The sequence below is a fragment of the Citrobacter sp. RHBSTW-00017 genome (assembly GCF_013797615.1).
In the GTDB taxonomy this organism is placed as follows: Bacteria; Pseudomonadota; Gammaproteobacteria; order Enterobacterales; family Enterobacteriaceae; genus Citrobacter; species Citrobacter braakii.
On the sequence record NZ_CP056899.1, the window covers coordinates 497,138 to 522,088 of the forward strand.

Below are 24,951 nucleotides of genomic sequence, written 5' to 3' on the forward strand. Positions count from 1 at the left end.
AAGGAGAGGCGCGTGAGGCGATTGCCGGGGATATTACTGCTCACTGGAGCCGCATTCGTTGTCATCGCAGCGCTGCTGGTCAGTGGGCTGCGCCTTGCGCTGCCTCATCTTGATAGCTGGCGTCCGGCCATCCTTGACAAGATTGAATCCGCTACCGGTCTGCCCGTCTCCGCCAGCCAACTTTCCGCTAGCTGGCAAAATTTCGGTCCTACTCTTGAAGCGCGCGATATCCATGCGCAGCTTAAAGATGGCGGTGAATTTTCGGTAAAGCGGGTCACATTAGCGCTGGATGTCTGGCAAAGCTTGCTGCACATGCGCTGGCAGTTTCGCGATCTCACCTTCTGGCAGTTGCAACTGCGTACCAATACCCCCATCCAGCGCAGCGAAAGCGGTGATGGAATTGAAGCCGGCCACCTGAGCGATCTCTTCCTGCGTCAGTTTGATCATTTCGATCTACGCGACAGCCAGATTAGCTTTTTAACCCTCTCAGGCCAGCGTGCAGAACTGGCGATCCCACAGCTTACCTGGCTTAACGGTAAAAACCGACATCGCGCTGAAGGCCTGGTCAGTCTCTCCAGTTTGACCGGGCAGCACGGTGTTATGCAGGTGCGAATGGATCTGCGTGATGACAACGGGCTGTTGAATAACGGTCGGGTCTGGCTGCAGGCCGACGATATCGACGTCAAGCCGTGGCTGGGTAAATGGATGCAGGATAATGTCGCGTTGCAAACCGCGCGTTTTAGCCTGGAAGCATGGATGACGATCAGAAAAGGTGTCGTTTCCGGCGGCGATGTCTGGCTGAAAAAAGGTGGGGCAAGTTGGCTGGGAGAGAGTCGTACGCACACGCTCTCCGTCGATAACCTGACGGCGCACATCAGCCGCGAACAGTCGGGCTGGCAATTCTCCATTCCCGATACCCGTATCACGATGGATGATAAACCCTGGCCAAGCGGGGCGTTAACGCTGGCCTGGATCCCTGAACAGGAAGTCGGCGGCGAGAATAACAAACGCAGCGACGAGCTACGCATCCGCGCCAGCAATCTGGAGCTGGCCGGGTTAGAAGGGCTGCGTCCGATGGCGGCCAAGTTATCGCCTGCGCTGGGGGATATCTGGCGGGCCACGCAGCCGAGCGGCAAAATAGATGTGCTGGCGCTGGATATCCCGTTACAGGCAACAGAAAAAACCCGTTTCCAGTCCTCGTGGACCAATCTGGCCTGGAAACAGTGGAAGCTGCTGCCAGGGGCAGAACATTTCTCCGGTACGCTCGCGGGCAGCGTTGAAAACGGGGCGCTCACTGCTTCCATGAAGCAAGCTAAAATGCCGTATGAAACCGTCTTTCGCGCACCGCTGGAAATAGAGGACGGCGTAGCGACGCTAAGCTGGCTGAAGAATGATAAAGGTTTCCAGTTAGATGGGCGCAACATTGATGTTAAAGCGAAAGCGGTACACGCACGCGGTGGTTTTCGCTATCTGCAGCCCGCCAATGATGAGCCATGGTTGGGCATTCTGGCAGGTATCAGCACCGACGATGGCTCTCAGGCCTGGCGTTACTTCCCGGAAAACCTGATGGGCAAAGAGCTGGTTGATTACCTCAGCGGCGCTATTCAGGGCGGCGAAGCGGATAACGCCACGTTGGTGTATGGCGGCGACCCGCATCTGTTCCCGTATCTACACAATGAAGGGCAGTTCCAGGTACTGGTGCCGCTTCGCAATGCGAAGTTTGCTTTCCAGCCCGACTGGCCCGCGCTGACTGACCTTAATATTGAACTGAACTTCATTAACGACGGTCTGTGGATGAAGACCGATAGCGTTAATCTGGGCGGTGTGAAGGCCAGTAATCTGACGGCTAACATCCCCGACTATGCCAAAGAAAAACTGCTGATTGATGCCGACATCAACGGGCCGGGCAAGGCGGTTGGACCTTATTTTGATGAGACGCCTTTGAAGGATTCACTCGGCGCTACGCTTGAGCAACTGCAGATTGACGGCGATGTGAATGCTCGCTTACATCTTGATATTCCGCTAGACGGCTCGCTGGTTACCGCCAAAGGTGACGTCAACCTGCGTAATAACAGCCTGTTTATTAAACCGCTCGACAGCACGCTGAAGAATTTGAATGGTAAATTCAGCTTTATCAACGGTGATCTGAAGAGCGAGCCGATGACCGCGAACTGGTTTAATCAGCCGCTGAACGTCGACTTTTCCACGACCGAAGGGGCGAAAGCCTATCAGGTAGCCGTGAATCTGCAAGGTGACTGGCAGCCAAGCCGCATGGGGATTTTACCGGCGCAGGTCAACGACGCGTTGAACGGTAGCATAGCGTGGAATGGCAAGGTAGGAATCGATCTTCCGTATCATGCCGGGCCAACCTACAACGTTGAGTTAAAGGGCGATCTCAAGAATGTAAGTAGTCACTTACCTTCTCCACTGAATAAGGCGGCCGGTGAGGCGTTGCCGGTGAACGTTAAGGCCAACGGCAATCTGCGCAGCTTTGATCTGACCGGCAACGCTGGCAGCAAGAATCATTTTAATAGCCGCTGGCTGCTGAATCAGAAACTGACGCTTGACCGCGCAATCTGGGCGTCGGAAAGCCGCACCGTGCCAGCGTTACCCGATCAACAAGGCATAGAGCTTAATCTTCCCCCTATGGATGGCGCGCAATGGCTGGCGTTATTCCAGAAAGGCGCTGTGGATAACGTGGGCAGCAACGCTAACTTCCCGCAGCGCATCACGGTGCGTACGCCATCGTTATCCCTGGGCGGTCAACAGTGGAATAATTTGAGTATCGTTTCTGAGCCTGCGAGCAATGGCTCCAGCGTGCAGGCGCAGGGCCGTGAAATTAACGCCACGCTGGCTATGCGCAATAATGCGCCGTGGCTGGCCAATATTAAGTATCTTTATTACAACCCAAGCGCGGCAAAACCGTCACAAAATAGTACGCCAGCCTCGCCGTTCTCAGCCATCGACAACGTCAGCTTCCGTGGCTGGCCGGACCTTCAGCTGCGCTGTGCCGAGTGCTGGATGTGGGGACAGAAATACGGGCGCATTGACGCCGATGTAGCGATTAAAGGCGACACGCTCACCTTGAGTAACGGTCTGTTGGATACGGGTTTTGCCAGACTGACCACCGACGGCGTGTGGGTGAATGCGCCGGGCAAGGAGCGAACGTCGCTGAAGGGTAAACTGAGCGGCAATAAAATTGACTCCGCAGCCGGTTTCTTTGGCGTATCAACGCCGATTCGCAATTCTTCATTCAACGTGGAGTATGATCTGCATTGGCGTAATCCGCCGTGGGATCCTGATGTAGCCTCGCTGAATGGTATTTTGCGTACCCGGCTGGGCAAAGGCGAACTTACCGAACTCAGTACCGGACATGCGGGGCAACTGTTACGTCTGCTAAGCTTCGATGCGTTACTGCGTAAACTGCGCTTTGATTTTAGCGACACCTTCAGCGAAGGCTTCTATTTCGACTCGATTCGCAGCACGGCGTGGATCAAAGATGGCGTGATGCATACCGACGACACGCTGGTGGATGGTCTGGAAGCCGACATTGCGATGAAAGGTTCGGTGAACCTGGTACGCCGGGAGCTGGACATGGAAGCCATCGTTGCACCAGAAATTTCTGCCACCGTAGGGGTTGCCGCCGCGTTTGCCGTCAACCCGATTGTTGGTGCGGCGGTGTTTGCCGCCAGTAAGGTGCTGGGGCCGCTGTGGAGCAAAGTCTCGATTCTGCGCTATCGCATCACCGGTCCGGTCGATAAGCCGCAAATTAACGAAGTTCTGCGTCAGCCGCGCAAAGAAAGCCAGCAATGATTTGACGGGGGCGAGTAATTGCCCCAATCTCAGTACATAGTATTGCCGGATGGCGCAGCGCTTATCCGGCCTACAGCAGCCTAACAACGTAGGCCGGATAAGGCGTTTTTTTCCGCTATCCGGCAGAATTAAATGAGTAATCAAAACGATGAGTCTGAACCTGGTAAGTGAACAATTGCTAGCGGCAAATGGCCTGAAACATCAGGATCTGTTTGCCATCCTGGGCCAACTGGCCGAACGCCGTCTTGATTACGGCGATCTCTATTTTCAGTCGAGCTATCACGAATCCTGGGTTTTAGAAGACCGCATCATTAAAGATGGTTCTTACAATATCGATCAGGGCGTTGGCGTCCGCGCCATCAGCGGCGAGAAAACAGGGTTTGCCTATGCAGACCAGATTAGCCTGTTGGCGCTGGAACAAAGCGCTCATGCCGCGCGTACTATCGTGCGTGACAACGGTGACGGCAAAGTAAAAACGCTGGGGGCCGTGGAGCATCAGGCGCTTTACACCTCGGTTGATCCGTTGCAGAGCATGAGCCGTGAAGAAAAACTCGATATCCTGCGCCGCGTAGACAACGTGGCCCGTGCCACCGACAAACGCGTCCAGGAAGTGACCGCCAGCCTGACCGGTGTTTATGAACTGATCCTGGTGGCCGCGACTGATGGTACGCTGGCCGCTGACGTCCGCCCGCTGGTACGTTTGTCCGTAAGCGTACAGGTCGAAGAGGACGGTAAGCGTGAGCGCGGCGCCAGCGGTGGCGGCGGTCGTTTTGGCTATGACTATTTCCTTGGCGACCTCGATGGTGAAGTCCGTGCCGACGCGTGGGCGAAAGAGGCCGTACGCATGGCGTTAGTCAATCTGTCCGCGGTAGCAGCGCCTGCAGGTACGCTGCCGGTGGTACTCGGCGCTGGCTGGCCTGGCGTTCTGCTGCATGAAGCGGTCGGTCATGGTCTGGAAGGTGATTTTAACCGCCGTGGCACCTCGGTATTCAGCGGTCACATGGGTGAACTGGTGGCATCAGAACTGTGTACCGTTGTGGATGATGGCACAATGGCGGACCGTCGTGGTTCTGTGGCTATCGATGACGAAGGGACACCGGGTCAGTACAACGTGCTGATCGAAAACGGCATTCTGAAAGGCTACATGCAGGACAAACTGAATGCGCGCCTGATGGGCGTAGCGCCAACGGGTAACGGTCGCCGTGAATCTTACGCGCACCTGCCGATGCCGCGTATGACCAACACCTATATGCTGCCGGGGAAATCCACGCCGCAGGAAATCATCGAATCCGTTGAATACGGTATTTATGCGCCTAACTTTGGCGGCGGTCAGGTGGATATCACCTCCGGGAAATTTGTATTCTCGACGTCCGAAGCGTATCTGATTGAAAACGGTAAAGTGACCAAACCGGTGAAAGGCGCAACGCTGATTGGCTCCGGTATCGAAGCGATGCAGCAGATTTCGATGGTGGGTAACGACCTGAAACTGGATAACGGGGTTGGAGTTTGCGGTAAAGAAGGACAGAGCTTGCCGGTGGGCGTGGGCCAGCCGACGCTGAAGGTGGATAACTTGACCGTAGGTGGCACCGCGTAACGACCCGGTCGCCGGATAGCGCTCAGCGTATCCGGCCTGGAATGTGTGCTGGCACTGAATGTAGGCCCGGTAAGCAAAGCGCTACCGGGCTTTTTTATTTCTCTTTTCCCCGGCCGTACATCCCCTGAAACAACTGCGCCACATCGACAAAATAATCCGTCAGATAGTTAATCACCACCTGGACCTTGAGCGGTAGTTTGTCTTTTTCGGTATACAGCGCATAGACCGGACGTGGATCCGACTGGTAGCGGGGCAGCAGGATCTCCACTTCGCCACGATTGATCTCATTGATCACCCACATCAGCGGCACATAGGCAATACCCGCGCCTGCGGCCAGCCAGCGCACCAGCGTCATCGGATCGTTAGTCACGAAGCGCCCTTCTGGGATCAGGCGGGTAGAGATCCCCTCCGGAGCGATAAGTTCGAATTCATTATCCGGGCGCACGCTGTATTCCAGCCACGAGTGGTTGCTGAGATCGGCGGGTTTTTCCGGCACGCCAAACTGCGCGAGATAGCTTTTAGCGGCGCAGACCACCATCGGCATGGTTCCCAGGCGACGTGAAAACAGGCTGGAGTCCTGCAACGCGCCGACGCGAATAACCACGTCCAGACCGTCGGCGATTAAATCCGGTGCCGGGATGCCTGTTACCAGATTTACCGTCAATCCTGGATACTCTTTCAGCATCGTTGCGGTCAACCCAGCGAGGACATTTTGTGCCATGGTTGAAGAACAACCAATGCGCAAGGTGCCGATGGGCGTGTTGTTAAAGGCATAAAGCTGCTCGTGAACATCCTGTGCTTCGTGCAGCATCCGGCGGCAGCCCTGATAATAAATTTTACCGGCTTCGGTTAGCCCAATGCTGCGTGTGCTGCGGTTTAGCAGCTTGACCTGTAGCTCATCTTCCAGTTTAGAGACCGTCTGGCTTATCGATGAAACGCTCATTTGTAACTGTCTTGCGGCGGCGGTGAAGGAGCCCAGTTCGACAACTTTGGCAAACACCGACATACGTTTTAATCGTTCCATTGTTCACTCTGACTTAAAAGTGATTTAGATCACATAATATAGATAACAGCATAACAGTTACGTTAATATATTATTATTCAAATAACAGCTATGTCGCTCTCGCCTGGCTCATCCTTGCCCTTCTCTGCGGTGACATACGCTAGAAAATCTATCACCTGCACTCTCTTAAGCTACCAAGGTCAACATGAGTCTGTTTCCCGTTATCGTGGTGTTTGGTCTGTCCTTCCCACCGATTTTTTTCGAATTACTTTTGTCACTGGCGATTTTCTGGCTGGTGCGCCGGGTACTGGTTCCAACTGGCATCTATGATTTTGTCTGGCACCCGGCTCTGTTTAACACCGCGCTGTATTGCTGCCTGTTCTATTTAATAACGCGCCTGTTCGTTTGAGGTTGAAGTGAAAACACTAACAAGAAAACTCTCCCGTACGGCCACGACTCTCGTACTGGTCATTCTGGCCTTCATCGCCATTTTCCGCGCATGGGTGTTCTACACCGAGTCGCCGTGGACGCGTGATGCGCGCTTCAGCGCCGACGTTGTGGCAATAGCCCCGGATGTCGCCGGGCTTATCACTAACGTCAACGTTCATGATAATCAACTGGTGAAGAAAGACCAGGTTCTGTTTACCATCGATCAGCCGCGCTATAAAAAAGCGCTCGAAGAAGCGGAAGCAGACGTCGCCTACTATCAGGTGTTATCACAGGAAAAACGCCAGGAGGCCAGCCGTCGTAACCGGCTGGGCGTGCAGGCTATGTCTCGTGAAGAGATCGACCAGTCAAACAATGTCCTGCAAACCGTATTACACCAGCTTGCGAAGGCGCAGGCGACCCGCGACCTGGCGAAATTAGATCTGGAACGTACCGTCATTCGCGCGCCAGCAGATGGCTGGGTGACTAACCTGAACGTCTACAGCGGCGAATTTATTACTCGCGGCTCTACGGCGGTGGCGTTGGTCAAACAGCATTCTTTTTATGTGCTGGCCTATATGGAAGAAACCAAGCTGGAAGGCGTCCGCCCTGGGTATCGCGCAGAGATCACCCCGCTGGGCAGTAATCATGTGCTGAAGGGCACCGTTGATAGCGTGGCGGCTGGCGTAACGAATGCCAGCAGCACGCGGGACGCAAAGGGTATGGCGACCATTGATTCCAATCTTGAATGGGTGCGTCTGGCGCAGCGTGTACCGGTGCGAATTCGTCTTGATGAGCAGCAGGGCACCCTGTGGCCTGCGGGGACTACGGCTACCGTCGTCATTACCGGCAAGCAGGATCGCGACGCAAGCCGGGAATCCTTCTTTCGTAAAATGGCGCACCGCCTGCGCGAGTTTGGCTAATCGTGATGGGCATTTTCTCTATTGCCAACCAGCATATCCGCTTTGCGGTAAAACTGGCGTGCGCGATTGTACTGGCGCTGTTCGTTGGCTTTCACTTCCAACTTGAGACCCCGCGCTGGGCGGTGCTGACCGCCGCCATTGTGGCGGCTGGCCCGGCCTTTGCCGCTGGCGGAGAGCCCTATTCTGGTGCTATACGCTATCGCGGCATGCTGCGTATTGTCGGGACATTTATCGGCTGTATTGCTGCACTGATCATTATCATCAGCATGATCCGCGCCCCGTTATTGATGATCCTGGTGTGTTGTATCTGGGCCGGTTTTTGTACCTGGATCTCGTCGCTTGTGAAGATCGAAAACTCCTATGCCTGGGGACTTTCGGGCTATACGGGGCTGATCATCGTCATTACCATCCAGGCTGAACCGCTGCTGACGCCGCAATTTGCGCTCGAACGCTGTAGTGAAATAGTGATGGGGATTGTCTGTGCTATTGTGGCCGATCTGCTCTTTTCGCCCCGTTCGGTGAAACAGGAGATTGATGTCGAACTGGACAGCCTGCTGGTGGCGCAGTATCAGCTTATGCAGCTGTGCATTAAGCATGGTGACAGTGAAGAAGTGGACAAAGCCTGGGGCGATTTAGTCCGGCGTACGGCGGCACTGGAAGGCATGCGAAGTAACCTGAATATGGAGTCCTCACGCTGGGGGCGGGCTAACCGCAGACTCAAAGCATTGAACACGCTGTCACTCACGCTCATCACGCAGTCCTGCGAAACCTATCTTATTCAGAACACTCGACCCGAACTGATCACTGATACCTTCCGCGAGTTGTTCAATATGCCGGTTGAAACGGTGCAGGATGTTCATAAACAGTTGAAGCGGATGCGGCGGGTGATTGCCTGGACCGGCGAACGCGAAACGCCGATCACGATATATAGTTGGGCAGGCGCCGCGACGCGCTACCTGTTGCTCAAACGCGGTGTATTGAGTAATACCAAAATTAGCGCCACGGAAGAAGAGATCCTGCAAGGTGAGCCAGTGGTGAAGGTGGAGTCTGCCGAGCGCCATCATGCGATGGTCAACTTCTGGCGCACCACGCTTTCTTGTGTGCTGGGAACTTTATTCTGGCTGTGGACCGGATGGACCTCCGGCAGCGGCGCAATGGTGATGATTGCGGTTGTCACTTCGCTGGCAATGCGTTTGCCCAACCCGCGCATGGTGGCGATTGACTTTATTTACGGTACGTTGGCGGCGTTACCGCTCGGGGCGCTCTATTTCCTGGTGATTATCCCCAATACGCAACAAAGCATGTTGTTACTGTGCCTGAGCCTGGCGGTGCTGGGGTTCTTTCTGGGTATAGAGGTACAGAAACGACGGCTGGGATCGATGGGGGCGCTGGCCAGCACTATTAATATCATCGTGCTGGATAACCCGATGACCTTCCACTTTAGTCAGTTCCTTGATAGTGCGCTGGGGCAAATTGTTGGCTGCGTGCTGGCATTTATCGTCATTTTGTTGGTGCGCGATAACTCTCGTGACAGAACGGGTCGCGTGTTGCTCAACCAGTTTGTCTCGGCGGCGGTTTCAGCGATGACCACCAACGTGGTACGTCGTAAAGAAAACCATCTCCCGGCGCTTTATCAGCAGCTGTTTTTGCTGATGAACAAATTTCCCGGCGACCTGGCGAAGTTTCGCCTGGCGCTGACGATGATCATTGCACATCAGCGCCTGCGCGATGCGCCGATACCGGTAAACGAGGATCTATCCGCGTTCCATCGCCAGCTTCGTCGCACTGCGGATCACGTGATTTCCGCAGGAAACGACGACAAGCGCCGACGCTACTTTAGCCAGCTGCTGGAAGAGCTTGAGATCTATCAGGAGAAATTAATCATCTGGCAAGCGCCACCGCAGGTGACCGAGCCGGTAAAACGACTTAGCGGGATGCTGCACAAATACCAGCATGCGCTGACCAGTAATTAAGAGTTGGAAACCGACGCTAAAAGCGTCGGTTTTTTTATGGCTATACTTACCTGAAAATGCAGGAGGTTCCTGCATATTGATGGTCTGTAGAGTGACTGGCGTCGGGATGGTGGCTATAGATGAACATCTATACATTTGATTTTGACGAGATAGAAGACCAGGGGGATTTCTACCGTGAGTTTACGCGCGCGTTCGGTCTCGCCCGGGAAAAGGTGGTTGATTTAGATTCTCTGTGGGAGGTGGTTATCGGGGACGTTTTACCGCTGCCGCTGGAGATTGAATTTGTTCATTTGCCGGACAAGCTACGCAGGCGATACGGCGCACTGATTTTACTGTTCGATGAAGCGGAAGAAGAGTTGGAAGGACAGCTGCGCTTTAACGTTCGTCACTCAATGTAAGGCATAAAAAAGCCCCCGGCAGGCGGGGGCAAGTCGTCGGACTAGACGACGAGGGTTTATTTGTAGAGTTCTGCAGTCGCGTGCCAGTGAGCGCCTTCACGGAGTTCGGTGACGCGATAGCTGCTGGCACCTGCTTTTTCAGCTTTAGCGGCGATAGCCTGACGCATGTCCATTGGTGAGCTACCGATCTGAGATACGGAGATGCTGCCCATGGATTGCAGGTTCTGTGCTTCTTGTGAGTTCACCTGAGTCACTGCGGCGCTTGCACCGAAAGAGAGAACAGAAAGAAGGCTTAAGGTTGCAATAGTTGTTTTGATTTTCATGATATTTACCTCGTCGAATTCTTTTATTGGGGTCTGCGTTTCGTGACCCTCATCACAAAATCAAGTATACACTAATCACTCGATAAATTAATACCACGCTAATTGTTTCCGTGCGGATTAAGTATTAAGAAAAATATTTTTTATAACCAAACAGAATTAAAAATAGGGTTTTAAACATCGGTTTTATAATAAATTCAATTAAATCATTGAGATATGAATTTTTGCAAAATGTGCGTTTTTAACTCTTCATATTCGCTATGTGAATGACTTTTGACGGTTAAACGCACCATTTGTTAAATCAATGGCAGTGGATAATAGAGGAAGGAGGGTGGAAACAGAGGTTTTTCCCCCGCCGCGAGGCGACGGGGTGGAAGTATTACAGCTCTTGTTCGAACAGTTCCAGAATGGCTTCGTACAAATCTTTTACCGTAAAACCCTTAGCTGGGGTGGTGAAGATGGTATCGTCACCGGCAATTGTACCCAGAATCCCTTCCGCTTTACCTAATGAGTCCAGCAGACGTGCAATCAACTGAGCAGCGCCAGGGCTGGTATGAATAACCACAACTGCATCGTTGTAATCGATATCCAATACCAGATTTTTCAGTGGACTGGATGTTGTAGGTACCCCTAACTCTGCCGGCAGGCAGTACACCATTTCCATTTTCGCATTGCGGGTACGCACGGCGCCGAACTTGGTCAGCATGCGAGAAACCTTGGACTGATTGATATTATCAAAGCCCTGATCCTGCAACGCGAGGACGATTTCGCCCTGAGAGCTGAACTTTTCTTCTTTAAGCAGCGCTTTAAACGCCTTTACTAATTCTTCTTGTTTTGCCGAGCTTCGCATAAGTCACCCGTAATATGGCGGTAGAAACAACATTATTGTGCATACAGATGAATTTTTATGCAAACAGTCTGCCTTGTTCAAGGCTGAAATAATGTTATGAAAGAGCGGAATTTTATCAAATTTCGTTATCAAGAAACATGCCTGTGTCACGGCTCGCAAATAAGGTTAAAAGTAAATTAAATGTTATCAAATTGATGTTGTTTTGAGAGGTGGGTAGGGTATATTGTCAGCACCTGTTGGAAAGTTGCTCTACTGTGCGGGTGGTTTTGAATTACGTAACTTAGGTTTTATTTTACGTAAGTTAAATGCATAAAAGCCAAATTTGCGTGACTACGCATTCTTGACGCGTGGTTGTTGTATTCGTTGGATTTGTGAATTAAGGTCGCCGCCGCGGAGCAATAGACACTTTGCTTATCAATATAATAAGGAGTTTAGGATGAAAGTTGCAGTCCTCGGCGCTGCTGGTGGTATCGGTCAGGCGCTAGCATTACTGTTAAAAACCCAACTGCCTTCAGGTTCAGAACTCTCCCTGTACGACATCGCTCCAGTAACGCCTGGCGTGGCCGTTGATTTGAGCCATATCCCTACTGCTGTGAAAATCAAAGGCTTCAGCGGCGAAGACGCTACCCCTGCACTGGAAGGTGCTGATGTGGTACTGATCTCTGCGGGTGTCGCACGTAAACCGGGTATGGATCGTTCCGACCTGTTCAACGTTAACGCCGGTATCGTGAAGAACCTGGTGCAGCAGGTTGCTAAAACCTGCCCGAAAGCATGTATCGGTATCATCACCAACCCAGTGAACACGACCGTTGCTATCGCTGCAGAAGTGCTGAAAAAAGCAGGCGTATACGATAAGAACAAACTGTTTGGCGTGACCACGCTGGACATCATCCGCTCCAACACCTTTGTTGCGGAACTGAAAGGCAAGCAGCCTGGTGACGTTGAAGTCCCGGTTATTGGCGGCCACTCTGGCGTGACCATTCTCCCGCTGCTGTCACAAATCCCTGGCGTGAGCTTCACTGAGCAAGAAGCGGCTGACCTGACCAAACGTATCCAGAATGCGGGTACTGAAGTTGTGGAAGCTAAAGCCGGTGGCGGATCTGCAACCCTGTCTATGGGTCAGGCTGCAGCACGTTTCGGCCTGTCACTGGTTCGCGCGCTGAGCGGCGAAAAAGGCGTGGTTGAATGTGCTTACGTTGAAGGCGACGGCCAGTATGCTCGCTTCTTCTCTCAGCCGCTGCTGTTGGGTAAAAACGGCGTAGAAGAACGCCAGTCTATCGGCAAGCTGAGCGCATTTGAGCAGAGCTCGCTGGAAGGTATGCTGGATACGCTGAAGAAAGATATCACCCTGGGTGAAGAGTTCGTTAAATAACGCCTTTATGTAGGCCGGATGGCGGTGTTTAACGCTTTATCCGTCCTACAAATATCGCGAATTTGACGCATAAAAAAACCGGAGCTATCTCCGGTTTTTTTACATCATTTCGTTTGTGATTTAGTTTGTAGCCGGGTATTCCTGAATCGTTACCTGCAGCGTCAACTGCTTGTCATCACGCATCACGACAACAGAGATAACAGAACCTGGGCGAATCTCTGCCACCTGGTCCATGGTCTCCAGCGCAGATACCGCCGGTTTGTTATTGACCGAAATAATCAGATCGTTAACCTGAATTCCTGCCTGCGCAGCCGGACCATCTGGGGCCACTTCGTTAACCACAATCCCCTGAATTTGATCCATCCCGCCGCCCTGGGCGTGCAGTGGCGCAATTTCGCGACCGCTGATGCCGATGTAGCCACGAATCACGCGCCCGTCACGAATCAGCTTATCCATGATTTTGGTTGCCAACTGAAACGGAATAGCAAAGCCGATCCCTTCCGGGGTTTCGCCATCGTTGCTCTTATCAAATGACAGCGTGTTAATACCCATTAACTCGCCCAGCGAGTTGACCAACGCGCCGCCGGAGTTGCCGTGGTTGATGGAGGCATCCGTTTGCAGGAAGTTTTGCCGTCCAGTCGGGTTCAGGCCAATACGACCGGTGGCGCTGATAATCCCCTGAGTGATGGTTTGCCCAAGGTTGTACGGGTTACCAATGGCGAGGACGACATCGCCGATGTGCGGCACGCGTTTGTTATTAATTGGAATTGTCGGCAGTCCGCCAGTCGCGTTGATTTTCAGCACCGCAAGATCGGTTAACGTATCAGAACCCACTAGCAGCGCTTCGAATACACGCCCATCCTGCAACGCGACGATGATTTGGTCGGCATCATTAATGACGTGCTTATTGGTAATGATATAGCCGCGCTGATCCATGATAACGCCTGAGCCGAGTGTGCGGATCTCAAGCTGGTTATGTGCTGTGCTGTTCATACTACGGTTATAAACGTTAACGACGGCAGGCGCTGCACGGCGAACCGCCGGGTTATAGCTGGCGGGCGTTTCATCTGCACTGTCGAACTGTGGCGCGGTAAGCGTATTTATTTTTCGCAGAGAGGGCATCGCGGCCAGCAGAATAGCGCCGACGATTAAACCAATCGCGACCGAACGTAAAAGCTTCACAAACATGATGGCGGCGTCATTAATAAAGGGAACGGCAGCAGCATATCACGAGTTTACCGGACATCACACGGGAGGCTGATGTCCGGTTGCATGCGTTAACGCAGGAGCAGGTAAATACTCTCGTTACCGCGCACTACCTGCAGAGCAATGATCGACGGTTTCGTTTCCAGCACTTTACGCATTTCGGCGATCGAGTTTACACGATCGCGGTTAACGCCAATGATAACGTCATCTTTATGCAGACCGGCCTGCGCGGCTGGGCTACTTTTTTCAACGTTATCAATTTTGATGCCTTTGGTGCCGTCTTTAAGCTGACCGTCACTGAGCGTAGCCCCTTGCAACGCAGGAGCAATCATCTCCGCGCTGGCGGACGATGATGTACTGGTATCCAGGGTTACTTCAACCTCCAGCGGTTTACCGTTACGCAGCAGGCCCAGTTTGACTTTAGTCCCTGGTTCGGTTGTCGCTATGCGTGAACGCAGTTCGGCGAAGCTGTTGAGCGGTTTGCCGTTGAGGCTGGTAATGACGTCACCAGACTTCACACCTGCTTTTGCGGAGCCAGAGTTAGGCAGAACCTCGCTGACAAACGCGCCGCGCTGCACGTCCAGTTTGAACGCTTTGGCGATATCGGCGGTCATTTCGGTGCCTTTAATTCCCAGCAGACCACGTTTGATTTCACCAAACTGCATCAACTGCTGCGCCAGCGTGCGTGCCATATTGCTCGGGATCGCAAAACCAATACCGATGCTACCGCCGCCGGGGGCCAGAATCGCGGTGTTAATGCCAATCAGCTCACCATTGAGGTTTAGCAACGCGCCGCCGGAGTTACCCCGGTTGATGGAGGCATCGGTCTGAATAAAGTTTTCCAGACCTTCCAGGTTCAACCCGCTGCGACCCAAAGCCGATACGATGCCGGAGGTGGCCGTTTGCCCCAAACCAAACGGGTTACCCACGGCCACCGCGAAATCACCGACGCGGAGTTTGTCGGAGTCGGCAATGGCAATTTGCGTCAGGTTGCTGGGGTGTTGAATTTGCAGCAGAGCGATATCGCTCTGGTCGTCGCTGCCGATAAGCTTAGCGTCGAACTCACGGCCATCGTTAAGCTGGACGCTGATTTTTTGCGCCTGATTGATGACGTGATTATTGGTCAGGACGTAGCCTTTGGCGGCATCAATGATGACCCCGGAACCCAGCCCTTCAAAAGGTTGTGCAGGTTGATCGGGAAGTTCATCACCAAAAAACTTTTTGAACTCTTCCGGGACTTTCTGCCCCTGAGCGGCGGTGCCTTCGACCCTTACGCTCACCACGGCAGGTAACACTTTCTCCAGCATCGGTGCGAGGCTGGGGAGCGCAGCCTGACCGGGAACCTGGCCGGGAATCGACGCTACGGCTGGGAATGGCGCCGAGAGAGTTAACCCGACACTTAACGCTAATGCACTCAACAGCTGGGTGTGTTTTTTCATGGATCCTGCTCTCGTACCTTGAGTAAACGGAAGATGATTCAAAACAGTTTGATGTTATTGAATTTTCGGTTTGGTCACAATGAGGCTAACGACTAAATAATAGCTGGGACAGGAAGAGAAGCGGAGGGCGCAATTGCTGCGCCCAATAAATTTCTTAACGATGTGCAGTTAGTCGCGCTTTGCGCCACTACGCAGCAGGCCAGATGCGCCTTCAGAATAGTCTCGCGGCATCTGAACCGGCGCCTGATCGTTACCCGCTTCGGACTCTGCCAGACGATTACGGAACGGATTATTTTCCGGTGACATACCCGGCAGCAGGTTGCTGGAGCTTTTCGCCATATGCTGGTAGATCTGACGATAATCGTCCGCCATGTTATCCAGCAGTTCAGCGCTGCGGGCAAAGTGGCTCACCAGCTCTTCGCGGTACTCTTCCAGCTCAGCTTTATTTTTTTCCAGTTCGTACTGCAATGCCTGCTGTTGGCGTAATTTACGATTACCAAAACGCATGGCTACAGCACCAATAATGATACCGACGACTAACCCAATTAGCGCATATTCCCAGGTCATGAACATCTCCCGTTGTCTTGTGTTTCCGTAGGGTGTTGGCTTTAGGCTCCATGCCTGCGCCTGATTATGCCACTATAACCGCTAATCCCGTAGAAGTGGAATCCCGTGTTTATATCACGTAATGTAGAACGGCCTTTTTTTCGTCAACCGTGAGCGACGGCACATCGATTCTCAAGGAATAACAATAACATCATGCAAAGCCTTTCCCCGACATCGCGTTACCAGCAAGCCCTCAAAGACGGCAGTCATCAGCCCGACAACGTACAACAAGAAGCAGTGAATCGACTGGAAACAATTTTCCAGGCGCTTTCGACGCCAGCACGTCCTGCGCCGCAGGAGAGCGGACTGATGGCGCGTTTTGGCAAATTGCTGGGAAAGCGTGAGTCACCGACCAACGCGCCAGTGCGTGGTCTGTATATGTGGGGCGGAGTCGGGCGAGGAAAAACGTGGCTGATGGATCTGTTCTTCCATAGCCTGCCGGGCGGGCGTAAACAGCGTTTGCACTTTCACCGTTTTATGCTGCGTGTCCATGAAGAGCTTACGGCCCTGCAGGGGCAGAGTGATCCGCTGGAAATTATTGCCGACCGCTTTAAGGCTGAAACGGACGTGCTGTGCTTTGACGAATTTTTTGTTTCTGACATCACCGACGCCATGCTGCTCGGCGGCCTGATGAAGGCGCTGTTTGCCCGTGGTATTACGCTGGTGGCAACCTCCAATATTCCGCCTGATGAGCTGTATCGCAACGGTTTGCAACGCACGCGCTTTCTTCCTGCCATTGATGCCATCAAACAGCATTGTGACATCATGAATGTCGATGCTGGCGTCGATTATCGTCTGCGCACCTTAACGCAGGCGCATTTGTGGTTGTCGCCACTGAATGAGGAAACCCGCCAGCAGATGGACAAGCTCTGGCTGGCATTAGCGGGAACGAAAGGTGAACATGCGCCGACGCTGGAGATCAATCATCGTCCGATGCAGACGCTGGCCGTCGAAAACCAAACGCTGGCGGTGTCGTTCACCACGCTCTGTGTCGATGCGCGTAGTCAGCATGACTACATTGCGCTATCGCGTCTGTTTCATACGGTGCTGTTGTCTGATGTGCCGGTCATGACGACGCTGATGGAGAGCGAAGCGCGGCGTTTTATTGCACTGGTGGATGAGTTCTACGAACGCCACGTTAAGCTGGTGGTCAGTGCGGCCTCACCACTTTACGAAATTTATCAGGGCGATCGTCTGAAGTTTGAATTTCAGCGTTGTTTGTCGCGTTTGCAGGAGATGCAAAGCGAAGAGTATCTGAAGCGGGAACATTTAGCCGGTTAAACCTGCTGCAAATCACATAAAGGGGTCGATCTTTGACCCTGACTTCTCTATAATCTTGCGACCCCACGTTACGAGAGAGTTTTTTTCCCAAAACTTTCTATGCGCCGGCATAGGCTATTCGAAGGGGTAGGTTTGCTGGACAATGTCGTGTGAACCTCAACTGACAAAACGTTTGGGTGTTCACCAACGTGTAACTTATTTATTTGGGTAAGCTTTTAATGAAAACTTTTACAGCTAAACCAGAAACCGTAAAACGCGACTGGTATGTTGTTGACGCGACCGGTAAAACTCTGGGCCGTCTGGCTTCCGAACTGGCTCTGCGCCTGCGCGGTAAGCACAAAGCGGAATATACTCCGCACGTAGATACCGGTGATTACATCATCGTTCTGAACGCTGACAAAGTTGCTGTAACTGGCAACAAGCGTACTGACAAAGTGTACTATCACCACACCGGTCACATCGGCGGTATCAAACAAGCGACCTTTGAAGAGATGATTGCTCGCCGTCCTGAGCGTGTGCTTGAAATCGCGGTTAAAGGCATGCTGCCAAAAGGCCCGCTGGGTCGTGCTATGTTCCGTAAACTGAAAGTTTACGCTGGCAACGAGCACAACCACGCGGCACAGCAACCGCAAGTTCTTGACATCTAATCGGGATTATAGGCAATGGCTGAAAATCAATACTACGGCACTGGTCGCCGCAAAAGTTCCGCAGCTCGCGTTTTCATCAAACCGGGCAGTGGTAAAATCGTAATCAACCAACGTTCTCTGGAACAGTACTTCGGTCGTGAAACTGCCCGCATGGTAGTTCGTCAGCCGCTGGAACTGGTCGACATGGTTGAGAAACTGGATCTGTACATCACTGTTAAAGGTGGTGGTATCTCTGGTCAGGCTGGTGCGATCCGTCACGGTATCACCCGCGCTCTGATGGAGTACGACGAATCCCTGCGTGGCGAACTGCGTAAAGCTGGCTTCGTTACCCGTGATGCTCGTCAGGTTGAACGTAAGAAAGTCGGTCTGCGTAAAGCACGTCGTCGTCCTCAGTTCTCCAAACGTTAATTGTACTCTGCTTCGGCAGACAACAATTTGCGAAAAAACCCGCTTCGGCGGGTTTTTTTATCGTTACTGCTCTCCGTATAACCACGGTAATCCGCTGATTGCCACCTCTTTTTCCCCATTTCAAGAATCGACTCACCACAAAGGTCACAAAATCTGGTAAACTATCATCCAATTTTCTGCCCAAATGTCCGGTATCGTTCATTTTTTGTTTGTATTTTGAACAGTAATGGCTTTCCCGAATATGGGTGACATCACTTCTGGCTGGCCACTTAGTGGCTGGTAGCAGTAAAAATTCTGAATATACCTGGAGGTTTTCATGGCTGTCGCTGCCAACAAACGTTCGGTAATGACGCTGTTTTCTGGTCCTACTGACATCTATAGCCATCAGGTCCGCATTGTGCTGGCTGAGAAAGGTGTTAGTTTCGAGATTGAGCATGTGGAGAAGGACAATCCACCGCAGGATCTGATCGACCTCAACCCGAATCAGAGCGTACCGACACTGGTGGATCGTGAGCTGACCCTGTGGGAATCTCGCATCATTATGGAATACCTGGATGAGCGCTTCCCGCATCCGCCGCTGATGCCGGTTTACCCGGTTGCGCGTGGTGAAAGCCGCCTGTACATGCAGCGTATTGAAAAAGACTGGTACACGCTGATGAACGTCATCGTGAACGGTTCTGCTTCTGAAGCCGAAGTCGCGCGTAAGCGTCTGCGCGAAGAACTGCTGGCAATTGCACCAGTATTTGGCCAGAAACCTTACTTCCTGAGCGATGAGTTCAGCCTGGTAGACTGCTACCTGGCGCCGCTGCTGTGGCGTTTACCGCAGCTGGGCATTGAATTCAACGGTGCAGGTTCGAAAGAACTGAAAGGGTACATGACTCGCGTCTTTGAACGTGATTCTTTCCTGGCTTCTCTGACTGAGCCTGAACGTGAAATGCGTCTGGGCCGGGGTTAACCTGTATGGATTTGCCACAGCTAACACCACGCCGTCCGTATCTGCTGCGCGCATTCTATGAGTGGTTGTTAGACAACCAGCTTACGCCGCACCTGGTGGTGGATGTGACGCTTCAGGACGTGCAGGTTCCTATGGAATATGCGCGTGATGGGCAAATTGTTCTGAATATCGCACCGCGTGCGGTGGGTAACCTGGAACTGGCTAACGATGAAGTGCGCTTTAACGCGCGCTTCGGTGGTGTGCCGCGTCAGGTTTCTGTACCGCTGGCGGCAGTTCTGGCAATTTATGCTCGTGAAAATGGCGCCGGTACTATGTTTGAGCCGGAAGCCGCCTACGACGAAGATGTCGCCAGCTTAAATGATGACGACAACGACGCACCTGGTTTTGAGAGTGAAACGGTCATGTCGGTCATTGATGGCGATAAGCCTGACAATGGCGACGACAACGATCCGGATGACACTCCGCCGCCGCCTCGCGGTGGGCGTCCAGCGCTACGCGTAGTGAAATAAAAAAACAGGCCCTTTGGGGCCTGTTCTGTTTTCTGCCTTCGGGATCAGTAAAACAGCGTGATGGTGGCTATCATATTGACCACAAATCCCACCGCCATCGGAATGGCCGTACGTTTTACCACCTCAAAGGGCGATACGCCCGCAATACCTGATGTCACCACAATGACCGCTGTAATGGGGGATACCGCCCGGGCCAGCGTAGTAGCAAAATGCATCGGCATAATCATCACTACCGCAGGAATATGTAGTCCGGCGGCAATATCTGGAATCAGGCTGGCAAAAGACATAAACGGCGCGTTACCTGACCCCATGACAATCGCACAGGCGGCAATGACCACGGCCATGATGATCATCACGCCGATACCGCCAAGGCCGGAATGCTCTGCACCTTTTATTACAGCGTCGACAGTCCCGATAGTCGTCAACCCTTTCGCAAAGATCTCACCGGCGACCACCAGCGTGACAACGTTGGCAAACTGGGTTCCCATGCCGTCAAAGAAGGCCTGCACGTCATCCATCGTTTCGCGCAGATTATGTTTATGCAGGAACTCGACAAACATCGTCAGCGTCATGCTCATCAGCATGACCACCACCAGATTCAGCTCTGTTTTCATTAACCCCATATGTGCCAGGGCAAGCGAGCCCAACATCAGAAGCAGCGGCATGACGGGTAGAATGGCGTAATAGAGAGGTGGCACGTTTTCCAGCGTCTTTTGTTCAGCGAATCCGTTGCTTTCCGGGAATGCTTTTTTATCAAACTGCCGCTGAACGAAAAAATGTGCAATAGCGACGGCGACGATAACGCACGATGCGACGGGTAACTGATAGTGAAAGAAGTAGGTAGCGATTTTCATGCCCGCTACCTGCGCGGCAAAAATAGAGTTGGTTTCCAGAATGCCCCATTTAATTGACATTGAAGTGGCAATGACCGCCACCGCGGATAAACGGCTCACGCCAAGACTGACCAGCGTCGGGAACAGCGTCACCATCAGCAGCATACCTAACCCGGAAGCGCTGGTGATGAACTGCGCCATGATCTGACCAATCACATAGGTGGCGGCAAGAACAACATAGGGTGAGCGGATTAGCTTAAGCGGACGGCTTAACAGGCTAACCATCGCTCTGCTGGCCCCCATCCTGTCCATATAACGGGCATAACCACCTACCGCCATGATTGATAACCCTAGTCCGGCCGCCCGATTGGAAAGCATACGCAGAATTTCGTTGTAAATATCGACCAGTAGATAGCCGCTGCTCTTGTCGTTATCGACCAGCGCGCCGTAGCCTAGCCAGACGCCGCAGAGCATCAGGAAGATCCCTGCGGCTGCCAGCACTACCTGCGGTTTGTAGTTTTTGAGGATCAGGTAACCCATCGTTAATAAAACGATGACAGAGATAATGATGCCGAACATTGTTTCACTCCATGCCAGAGAAGAAGATAAATCCGGTAATAACGCTGTTGTCCAAACGGATGTTATATTTTTTCGGGCGATTTTTATGGAGTGAATATCTTATTTTTAATTCGATGTTTAAATTATTTATCGTTATAAAATAGATGGTTATGATAATTTATCACGTTCATATTCATAAATTTCACGAAGCGAATATGATTGTTTTCAATTAAAGATAAGCTGAATGTTTTAGCGTAACAAAATATCCGGATGCGTTAGACCGCCAATAAGCCCGACAGTCTGATTGACCACCATTTCACCCTGCTTTCGATCCTGTGTTAGGATAAACCCGCTGTTATTTGTCACCACGACTTAGCTGAATGGGCCCTATGAACGCATTTGATTCGCAAGCTGAAGACTCTCCATCCACCATTGGCCGTAGCTTACGCAATCGCCCGCTGGCGCGTAAAAAGCTGTCTGAAATGGTTGAAGAAGAACTGGAGCAGATGATTCGTCGTCGGGAATTTGGCGAGGGCGAACAGTTACCATCTGAGCGGGAGCTGATGGCCTTCTTTAACGTGGGCCGTCCTTCTGTACGAGAAGCGCTGGCAGCGTTAAAACGCAAAGGTCTGGTGCAAATCAACAATGGCGAGCGCGCCCGCGTTTCGCGTCCTTCAGCTGATACCATTATCAGCGAGCTGTCCGGTATGGCGAAAGATTTCCTCGCGCATCCCGGCGGCATTGCCCACTTCGAACAGCTGCGACTGTTCTTTGAATCCAGCCTGGTTCGATACGCCGCAGAACATGCGACGGATGAGCAAATCGACAGACTGGCGAAAGCACTGGAGATCAACAGCCAGTCACTCGATGACAATACGCTGTTCATTCGCTCGGACGTTGATTTTCACCGCATACTAGCGGAGATCCCGGGCAATCCCATCTTTATGGCTATCCATGTTGCGCTGTTAGACTGGCTGATTGCCGCCCGTCCGACCGTGGCCGACCAAGAGTTATATGAGCACAATAACGTGAGTTATCAGCAGCATATCGCTATTGTCGACGCGATTCGTCAGCGCGACCCTGAGGAAGCTGACCGCGCACTGCAAGAACATCTCAACAGCGTTTCCGCTACCTGGCACGCCTTCAGCAAAAGTAAAAAATTGCGTAAGTAATCGCGATCCTGACGATCGTTTAGTGAGGCAGATCGCACTATAAGCGTTCTGTATTGTATTGCTGCTTATTTGATCTGGTATAACAGGTATAAAGGTATGCAGTCAGATAACACTAATCATCATCAGAGGTAGCTATGGCAAGAGATTTAAAAGGCGTAATGCCAGCGTTGTTAACCCCATTTGATAGCCAACAGCGACTGGATATTGAGAGCCTGCGCCGCCTGGTGCGTTTCAACATTGGGCAAGGGATCGACGGGCTCTATGTCGGTGGGTCTACGGGTGAGGCATTTGTCCAAAACCGCGCTGAGAGAGAGCAGGTACTGGAAATTGTTGCCGAAGAAGCGAAAGGCAAGGTGACGCTGATCGCTCACGTTGGCACAGTGAGTACCGAAGAGAGCCAACAGCTGGCGAGTGCCGCGCATCGCTACGGCTTTGATGCGGTTTCAGCCGTCACACCGTTTTACTATCCGTTCAGCTTTGAAGAGCACTGCGATCACTATCGCGCAATTATTGATTCCGCTGATGGCTTGCCGATGGTGGTCTATAACATCCCGGCGCTGAGCGGCGTAAAACTGACGCTGGATCAGATCAACACGCTGGTGACGTTGCCGGGCGTTGGCGCGCTGAAGCAAACCTCAGGCGATCTCTATCAGATGGAACAGATCCGCCGCGCTCACCCCGATCTGGTGCTTTATAACGGCTATGACGAGATCTTCGCTTCTGGTCTGCTGGCGGGTGCAGATGGCGGTATCGGTAGCACTTACAACATTATGGGATGGCGTTATCAGGGAATTGTGAAAGCGCTCAAAGAAGGCGACATCCGGACGGCGCAAAAGCTGCAAACCGAGTGCAATAAGGTTATCGATCTGCTCATTAAGGTTGGTGTGTTCCGCGGCCTGAAGACGGTATTGCACTATATGGACGTGGTTTCTGTTCCGCTGTGCCGTAAACCATTTGCCCCGGTAGATGAACAATATCTGCCGGAACTGAAAGCGCTGGCCCAGCAATTAATGCTGGAACGCGACTGATCGGACGCCGGATAGCACAATGCTTATCCGGCCTGCAAAAACAAGACTCGTAGGCCGGATAAGGCGAATCCGCCATCCGGCACCACAACGAAAATAAAGATCGTCGGGAGAGTAAAATGAGTACTTCTACCCAGAGCATCCCGTGGTATCGCCATCTCAATCGGGCGCAATGGCGGGCATTTTCCGCCGCCTGGCTGGGATATTTGCTTGATGGTTTTGATTTTGTATTAATCGCCCTTGTGCTGACGGAAGTACAAGGCGAATTCGGACTGACGACGGTGCAGGCGGCCAGTCTGATCTCGGCCGCTTTTATCTCCCGCTGGTTTGGTGGGTTAATGCTGGGCGCGATGGGCGACCGTTATGGACGCCGCCTGGCGATGGTCACCAGTATCATTCTGTTCTCTGTGGGGACGCTGGCCTGCGGCTTCGCGCCGGGCTACACCACCATGTTTATCGCCCGCCTGGTTATCGGTATGGGGATGGCTGGTGAGTACGGCTCCAGCGCAACTTATGTTATTGAAAGCTGGCCCAGGCACCTGCGAAACAAAGCCAGCGGCTTCCTGATTTCCGGCTTCTCTGTAGGCGCAGTGATCGCCGCCCAGGTCTACAGCCTGGTGGTTCCGGTCTGGGGATGGCGCGCGCTGTTCTTCATCGGCATTTTGCCGATTATCTTCGCCCTCTGGCTGCGTAAAAATATTCCGGAAGCGGAAGACTGGAAAGAGAAACACGAAGGCAAAGCGCCGGTACGCACAATGGTGGACATTCTCTACCGGGGCGAACATCGGGTTATCAATATTGTGATGACTCTCGCCGCCGCAACCGCGCTGTGGTTCTGCTTTGCAGGCAACCTGCAAAATGCGGCTATCGTGGCGGTCCTTGGCCTGATATGCGCGTTTATCTTCATTAGTTTTATGGTGCAAAGCAGCGGGAAACGCTGGCCGACGGGCGTCATGCTGATGGTGGTTGTGCTGTTTGCCTTCCTTTACTCATGGCCGATTCAGGCGCTGCTGCCAACCTATCTGAAAACTGAACTGCTGTATGACCCTTCCACTGTCGCCAGGGTGCTCTTCTTTAGCGGCTTTGGCGCGGCGGTCGGTTGTTGCGTCGGTGGTTTTCTTGGCGACTGGCTGGGCACGCGTAAGGCCTATGTCTGCAGTCTGCTGGCTTCGCAGTTGCTGATTATTCCAGTGTTTGCGATTGGCGGCTCAAACGTCTGGGTACTGGGTTTACTGCTGTTTTTCCAGCAAATGCTCGGTCAGGGGATCTCCGGGATCTTACCAAAACTGATTGGCGGCTATTTCGATACCGACCAGCGTGCGGCGGGTCTGGGCTTCACCTACAACGTGGGTGCACTGGGCGGGGCGTTGGCACCGATCATCGGTGCGCTGATTGCCCAACGACTGGATCTGGGCACCGCGTTGGGATCGCTCTCTTTCGGCCTGACATTTGTGGTGATCCTGCTGATTGGTCTCGATATGCCGTCTCGCGTACAGCGCTGGCTGCGGCCTGAAGCATTGCGTACGCATGATGCCATTGATGGCAAACCGTTTAGCGGGGCCGTGCCGTTCGGCGGCGACAAAAGCACCATGGTGAAATCCAAAAGTTAATCCGTTTGCCCGGTCCTGCGCCGGGCAATA

General features: G+C 52.7%; 22 protein-coding genes. 15 read left to right on the forward strand and 7 right to left on the reverse strand.

Annotated elements, in window-relative coordinates:
* Positions 1-12 precede the first annotated feature (12 nt).
* Complete coding sequence (gene yhdP, locus HV037_RS02410; RefSeq protein WP_103284291.1) at positions 13-3,813, forward strand: AsmA2 domain-containing protein YhdP; 3,801 nt, start codon at positions 13-15, stop codon at positions 3,811-3,813.
* Between the two features lie 148 nt (positions 3,814-3,961).
* Positions 3,962-5,407: a metalloprotease TldD gene (gene tldD / locus HV037_RS02415; protein ID WP_019077799.1), complete on the forward strand. Its 1,446-nt coding sequence runs from the start codon at positions 3,962-3,964 to the stop codon at positions 5,405-5,407.
* 94 nt (positions 5,408-5,501) lie between these two features.
* Here the strand turns inward: tldD and aaeR are convergent, their stop codons facing one another.
* A complete protein-coding gene (aaeR, locus tag HV037_RS02420) occupies positions 5,502-6,431 on the reverse strand; it encodes an HTH-type transcriptional activator AaeR (protein ID WP_016157586.1) in 930 nt (309 codons plus the stop codon).
* A 184-nt stretch (positions 6,432-6,615) separates the two neighbouring features.
* Between aaeR and aaeX the strand changes: the two genes are divergently transcribed.
* The 4 genes from aaeX to HV037_RS02440 all read left to right on the forward strand — a co-directional run bounded on the left by aaeX (position 6,616) and on the right by HV037_RS02440 (position 10,130).
* Positions 6,616-6,819 (forward strand): p-hydroxybenzoic acid efflux pump operon protein AaeX, encoded by a 204-nt coding sequence (gene aaeX, locus HV037_RS02425; protein WP_003025177.1) that lies wholly within the window; start codon positions 6,616-6,618, stop codon positions 6,817-6,819.
* A gap of 7 nt (positions 6,820-6,826) precedes the next feature.
* The gene (gene aaeA / locus HV037_RS02430) at positions 6,827-7,759 is read left to right on the forward strand and encodes a p-hydroxybenzoic acid efflux pump subunit AaeA (RefSeq protein ID WP_016154711.1); all 933 of its coding nucleotides are present in this window, start codon (positions 6,827-6,829) and stop codon (positions 7,757-7,759) included.
* 5 nt (positions 7,760-7,764) lie between these two features.
* Entirely contained in the window at positions 7,765-9,732 is a 1,968-nt protein-coding gene (aaeB, locus tag HV037_RS02435) for a p-hydroxybenzoic acid efflux pump subunit AaeB (protein WP_103284290.1), read from the forward strand.
* Between the two features lie 119 nt (positions 9,733-9,851).
* On the forward strand, positions 9,852-10,130 hold the full coding sequence (locus HV037_RS02440; RefSeq protein WP_016154709.1) for a barnase inhibitor: 279 nt from the start codon (positions 9,852-9,854) through the stop codon (positions 10,128-10,130).
* A 56-nt stretch (positions 10,131-10,186) separates the two neighbouring features.
* On the opposite strand, the gene yhcN is transcribed toward HV037_RS02440, so the two are convergent.
* A complete protein-coding gene (gene yhcN, locus HV037_RS02445; protein ID WP_003025165.1) occupies positions 10,187-10,453 on the reverse strand; it encodes a peroxide/acid stress response protein YhcN in 267 nt (88 codons plus the stop codon).
* A gap of 376 nt (positions 10,454-10,829) precedes the next feature.
* Positions 10,830-11,300 (reverse strand): transcriptional regulator ArgR, encoded by a 471-nt coding sequence (argR, locus tag HV037_RS02450; protein ID WP_003025162.1) that lies wholly within the window; start codon positions 11,298-11,300, stop codon positions 10,830-10,832.
* 436 nt (positions 11,301-11,736) lie between these two features.
* Between argR and mdh the strand changes: the two genes are divergently transcribed.
* Positions 11,737-12,672 carry a malate dehydrogenase gene (mdh, locus tag HV037_RS02455; protein WP_008785953.1) on the forward strand — a complete coding sequence of 312 codons (936 nt, stop codon included), beginning with the start codon at positions 11,737-11,739 and terminating at the stop codon, positions 12,670-12,672.
* 120 nt (positions 12,673-12,792) lie between these two features.
* Here mdh and degS read toward each other — a convergent pair whose 3' ends face one another.
* The 3 genes from degS to zapG all read right to left on the reverse strand — a co-directional run bounded on the left by degS (position 12,793) and on the right by zapG (position 15,884).
* Positions 12,793-13,860 carry an outer membrane-stress sensor serine endopeptidase DegS gene (gene degS / locus HV037_RS02460; RefSeq protein ID WP_003025154.1) on the reverse strand — a complete coding sequence of 356 codons (1,068 nt, stop codon included), beginning with the start codon at positions 13,858-13,860 and terminating at the stop codon, positions 12,793-12,795.
* A gap of 89 nt (positions 13,861-13,949) precedes the next feature.
* Positions 13,950-15,317, reverse strand: a complete 1,368-nt coding sequence (degQ, locus tag HV037_RS02465; protein WP_049268664.1) for a serine endoprotease DegQ — start codon at positions 15,315-15,317, stop codon at positions 13,950-13,952.
* 168 nt (positions 15,318-15,485) lie between these two features.
* On the reverse strand, positions 15,486-15,884 hold the full coding sequence (gene zapG, locus HV037_RS02470; protein WP_003025147.1) for a Z-ring associated protein ZapG: 399 nt from the start codon (positions 15,882-15,884) through the stop codon (positions 15,486-15,488).
* A gap of 192 nt (positions 15,885-16,076) precedes the next feature.
* Between zapG and zapE the strand changes: the two genes are divergently transcribed.
* The 5 genes from zapE to sspB all read left to right on the forward strand — a co-directional run bounded on the left by zapE (position 16,077) and on the right by sspB (position 19,723).
* Positions 16,077-17,204 carry a cell division protein ZapE gene (zapE, locus tag HV037_RS02475; RefSeq protein WP_103284289.1) on the forward strand — a complete coding sequence of 376 codons (1,128 nt, stop codon included), beginning with the start codon at positions 16,077-16,079 and terminating at the stop codon, positions 17,202-17,204.
* Positions 17,205-17,422: 218 nt separating this feature from the next.
* On the forward strand, positions 17,423-17,851 hold the full coding sequence (gene rplM, locus HV037_RS02480) for a 50S ribosomal protein L13 (protein ID WP_003025141.1): 429 nt from the start codon (positions 17,423-17,425) through the stop codon (positions 17,849-17,851).
* A gap of 15 nt (positions 17,852-17,866) precedes the next feature.
* Positions 17,867-18,259, forward strand: coding sequence for a 30S ribosomal protein S9 (gene rpsI, locus HV037_RS02485; protein ID WP_003025138.1), 393 nt, complete (start codon positions 17,867-17,869; stop codon positions 18,257-18,259).
* Between the two features lie 316 nt (positions 18,260-18,575).
* Positions 18,576-19,214: a stringent starvation protein SspA gene (gene sspA, locus HV037_RS02490; RefSeq protein WP_003025132.1), complete on the forward strand. Its 639-nt coding sequence runs from the start codon at positions 18,576-18,578 to the stop codon at positions 19,212-19,214.
* 5 nt (positions 19,215-19,219) lie between these two features.
* Entirely contained in the window at positions 19,220-19,723 is a 504-nt protein-coding gene (sspB, locus tag HV037_RS02495) for a ClpXP protease specificity-enhancing factor (RefSeq protein ID WP_016154706.1), read from the forward strand.
* 44 nt (positions 19,724-19,767) lie between these two features.
* On the opposite strand, the gene dcuC is transcribed toward sspB, so the two are convergent.
* Positions 19,768-21,135 (reverse strand): anaerobic C4-dicarboxylate transporter DcuC, encoded by a 1,368-nt coding sequence (gene dcuC / locus HV037_RS02500; RefSeq protein ID WP_103284288.1) that lies wholly within the window; start codon positions 21,133-21,135, stop codon positions 19,768-19,770.
* A 359-nt stretch (positions 21,136-21,494) separates the two neighbouring features.
* On the opposite strand from dcuC, the gene nanR reads away from it, so the two are divergent.
* The 3 genes from nanR to nanT all read left to right on the forward strand — a co-directional run bounded on the left by nanR (position 21,495) and on the right by nanT (position 24,921).
* Positions 21,495-22,286, forward strand: coding sequence for a transcriptional regulator NanR (gene nanR, locus HV037_RS02505; RefSeq protein WP_016154704.1), 792 nt, complete (start codon positions 21,495-21,497; stop codon positions 22,284-22,286).
* 134 nt (positions 22,287-22,420) lie between these two features.
* Positions 22,421-23,314: an N-acetylneuraminate lyase gene (nanA, locus tag HV037_RS02510; protein WP_016154703.1), complete on the forward strand. Its 894-nt coding sequence runs from the start codon at positions 22,421-22,423 to the stop codon at positions 23,312-23,314.
* A 116-nt stretch (positions 23,315-23,430) separates the two neighbouring features.
* Entirely contained in the window at positions 23,431-24,921 is a 1,491-nt protein-coding gene (gene nanT, locus HV037_RS02515; protein WP_016154702.1) for a sialic acid transporter NanT, read from the forward strand.
* The last annotated feature ends 30 nt before the right edge of the window (positions 24,922-24,951 follow it).

Excerpts from the sequence above, each read along its gene's own strand:
- dcuC (WP_103284288.1), bottom strand. The coding sequence starts at position 21,135 with ATGTTCGGCATCATTATCTCTGTCATCGTTTTATTAACGATGGGTTAC.
- aaeX (WP_003025177.1), top strand. The coding sequence starts at position 6,616 with ATGAGTCTGTTTCCCGTTATCGTGGTGTTTGGTCTGTCCTTCCCACCG.
- rplM (WP_003025141.1), top strand. The coding sequence starts at position 17,423 with ATGAAAACTTTTACAGCTAAACCAGAAACCGTAAAACGCGACTGGTAT.
- yhcN (WP_003025165.1), bottom strand. The coding sequence starts at position 10,453 with ATGAAAATCAAAACAACTATTGCAACCTTAAGCCTTCTTTCTGTTCTC.
- mdh (WP_008785953.1), top strand. The coding sequence starts at position 11,737 with ATGAAAGTTGCAGTCCTCGGCGCTGCTGGTGGTATCGGTCAGGCGCTA.
- nanR (WP_016154704.1), top strand. The coding sequence starts at position 21,495 with ATGGGCCCTATGAACGCATTTGATTCGCAAGCTGAAGACTCTCCATCC.
- HV037_RS02440 (WP_016154709.1), top strand. The coding sequence starts at position 9,852 with ATGAACATCTATACATTTGATTTTGACGAGATAGAAGACCAGGGGGAT.
- degQ (WP_049268664.1), bottom strand. The coding sequence starts at position 15,317 with ATGAAAAAACACACCCAGCTGTTGAGTGCATTAGCGTTAAGTGTCGGG.
- aaeB (WP_103284290.1), top strand. The coding sequence starts at position 7,765 with ATGGGCATTTTCTCTATTGCCAACCAGCATATCCGCTTTGCGGTAAAA.
- degS (WP_003025154.1), bottom strand. The coding sequence starts at position 13,860 with ATGTTTGTGAAGCTTTTACGTTCGGTCGCGATTGGTTTAATCGTCGGC.
- zapG (WP_003025147.1), bottom strand. The coding sequence starts at position 15,884 with ATGACCTGGGAATATGCGCTAATTGGGTTAGTCGTCGGTATCATTATT.
- sspB (WP_016154706.1), top strand. The coding sequence starts at position 19,220 with ATGGATTTGCCACAGCTAACACCACGCCGTCCGTATCTGCTGCGCGCA.
- zapE (WP_103284289.1), top strand. The coding sequence starts at position 16,077 with ATGCAAAGCCTTTCCCCGACATCGCGTTACCAGCAAGCCCTCAAAGAC.
- nanT (WP_016154702.1), top strand. The coding sequence starts at position 23,431 with ATGAGTACTTCTACCCAGAGCATCCCGTGGTATCGCCATCTCAATCGG.
- aaeR (WP_016157586.1), bottom strand. The coding sequence starts at position 6,431 with ATGGAACGATTAAAACGTATGTCGGTGTTTGCCAAAGTTGTCGAACTG.
- sspA (WP_003025132.1), top strand. The coding sequence starts at position 18,576 with ATGGCTGTCGCTGCCAACAAACGTTCGGTAATGACGCTGTTTTCTGGT.
- tldD (WP_019077799.1), top strand. The coding sequence starts at position 3,962 with ATGAGTCTGAACCTGGTAAGTGAACAATTGCTAGCGGCAAATGGCCTG.
- rpsI (WP_003025138.1), top strand. The coding sequence starts at position 17,867 with ATGGCTGAAAATCAATACTACGGCACTGGTCGCCGCAAAAGTTCCGCA.
- nanA (WP_016154703.1), top strand. The coding sequence starts at position 22,421 with ATGGCAAGAGATTTAAAAGGCGTAATGCCAGCGTTGTTAACCCCATTT.
- argR (WP_003025162.1), bottom strand. The coding sequence starts at position 11,300 with ATGCGAAGCTCGGCAAAACAAGAAGAATTAGTAAAGGCGTTTAAAGCG.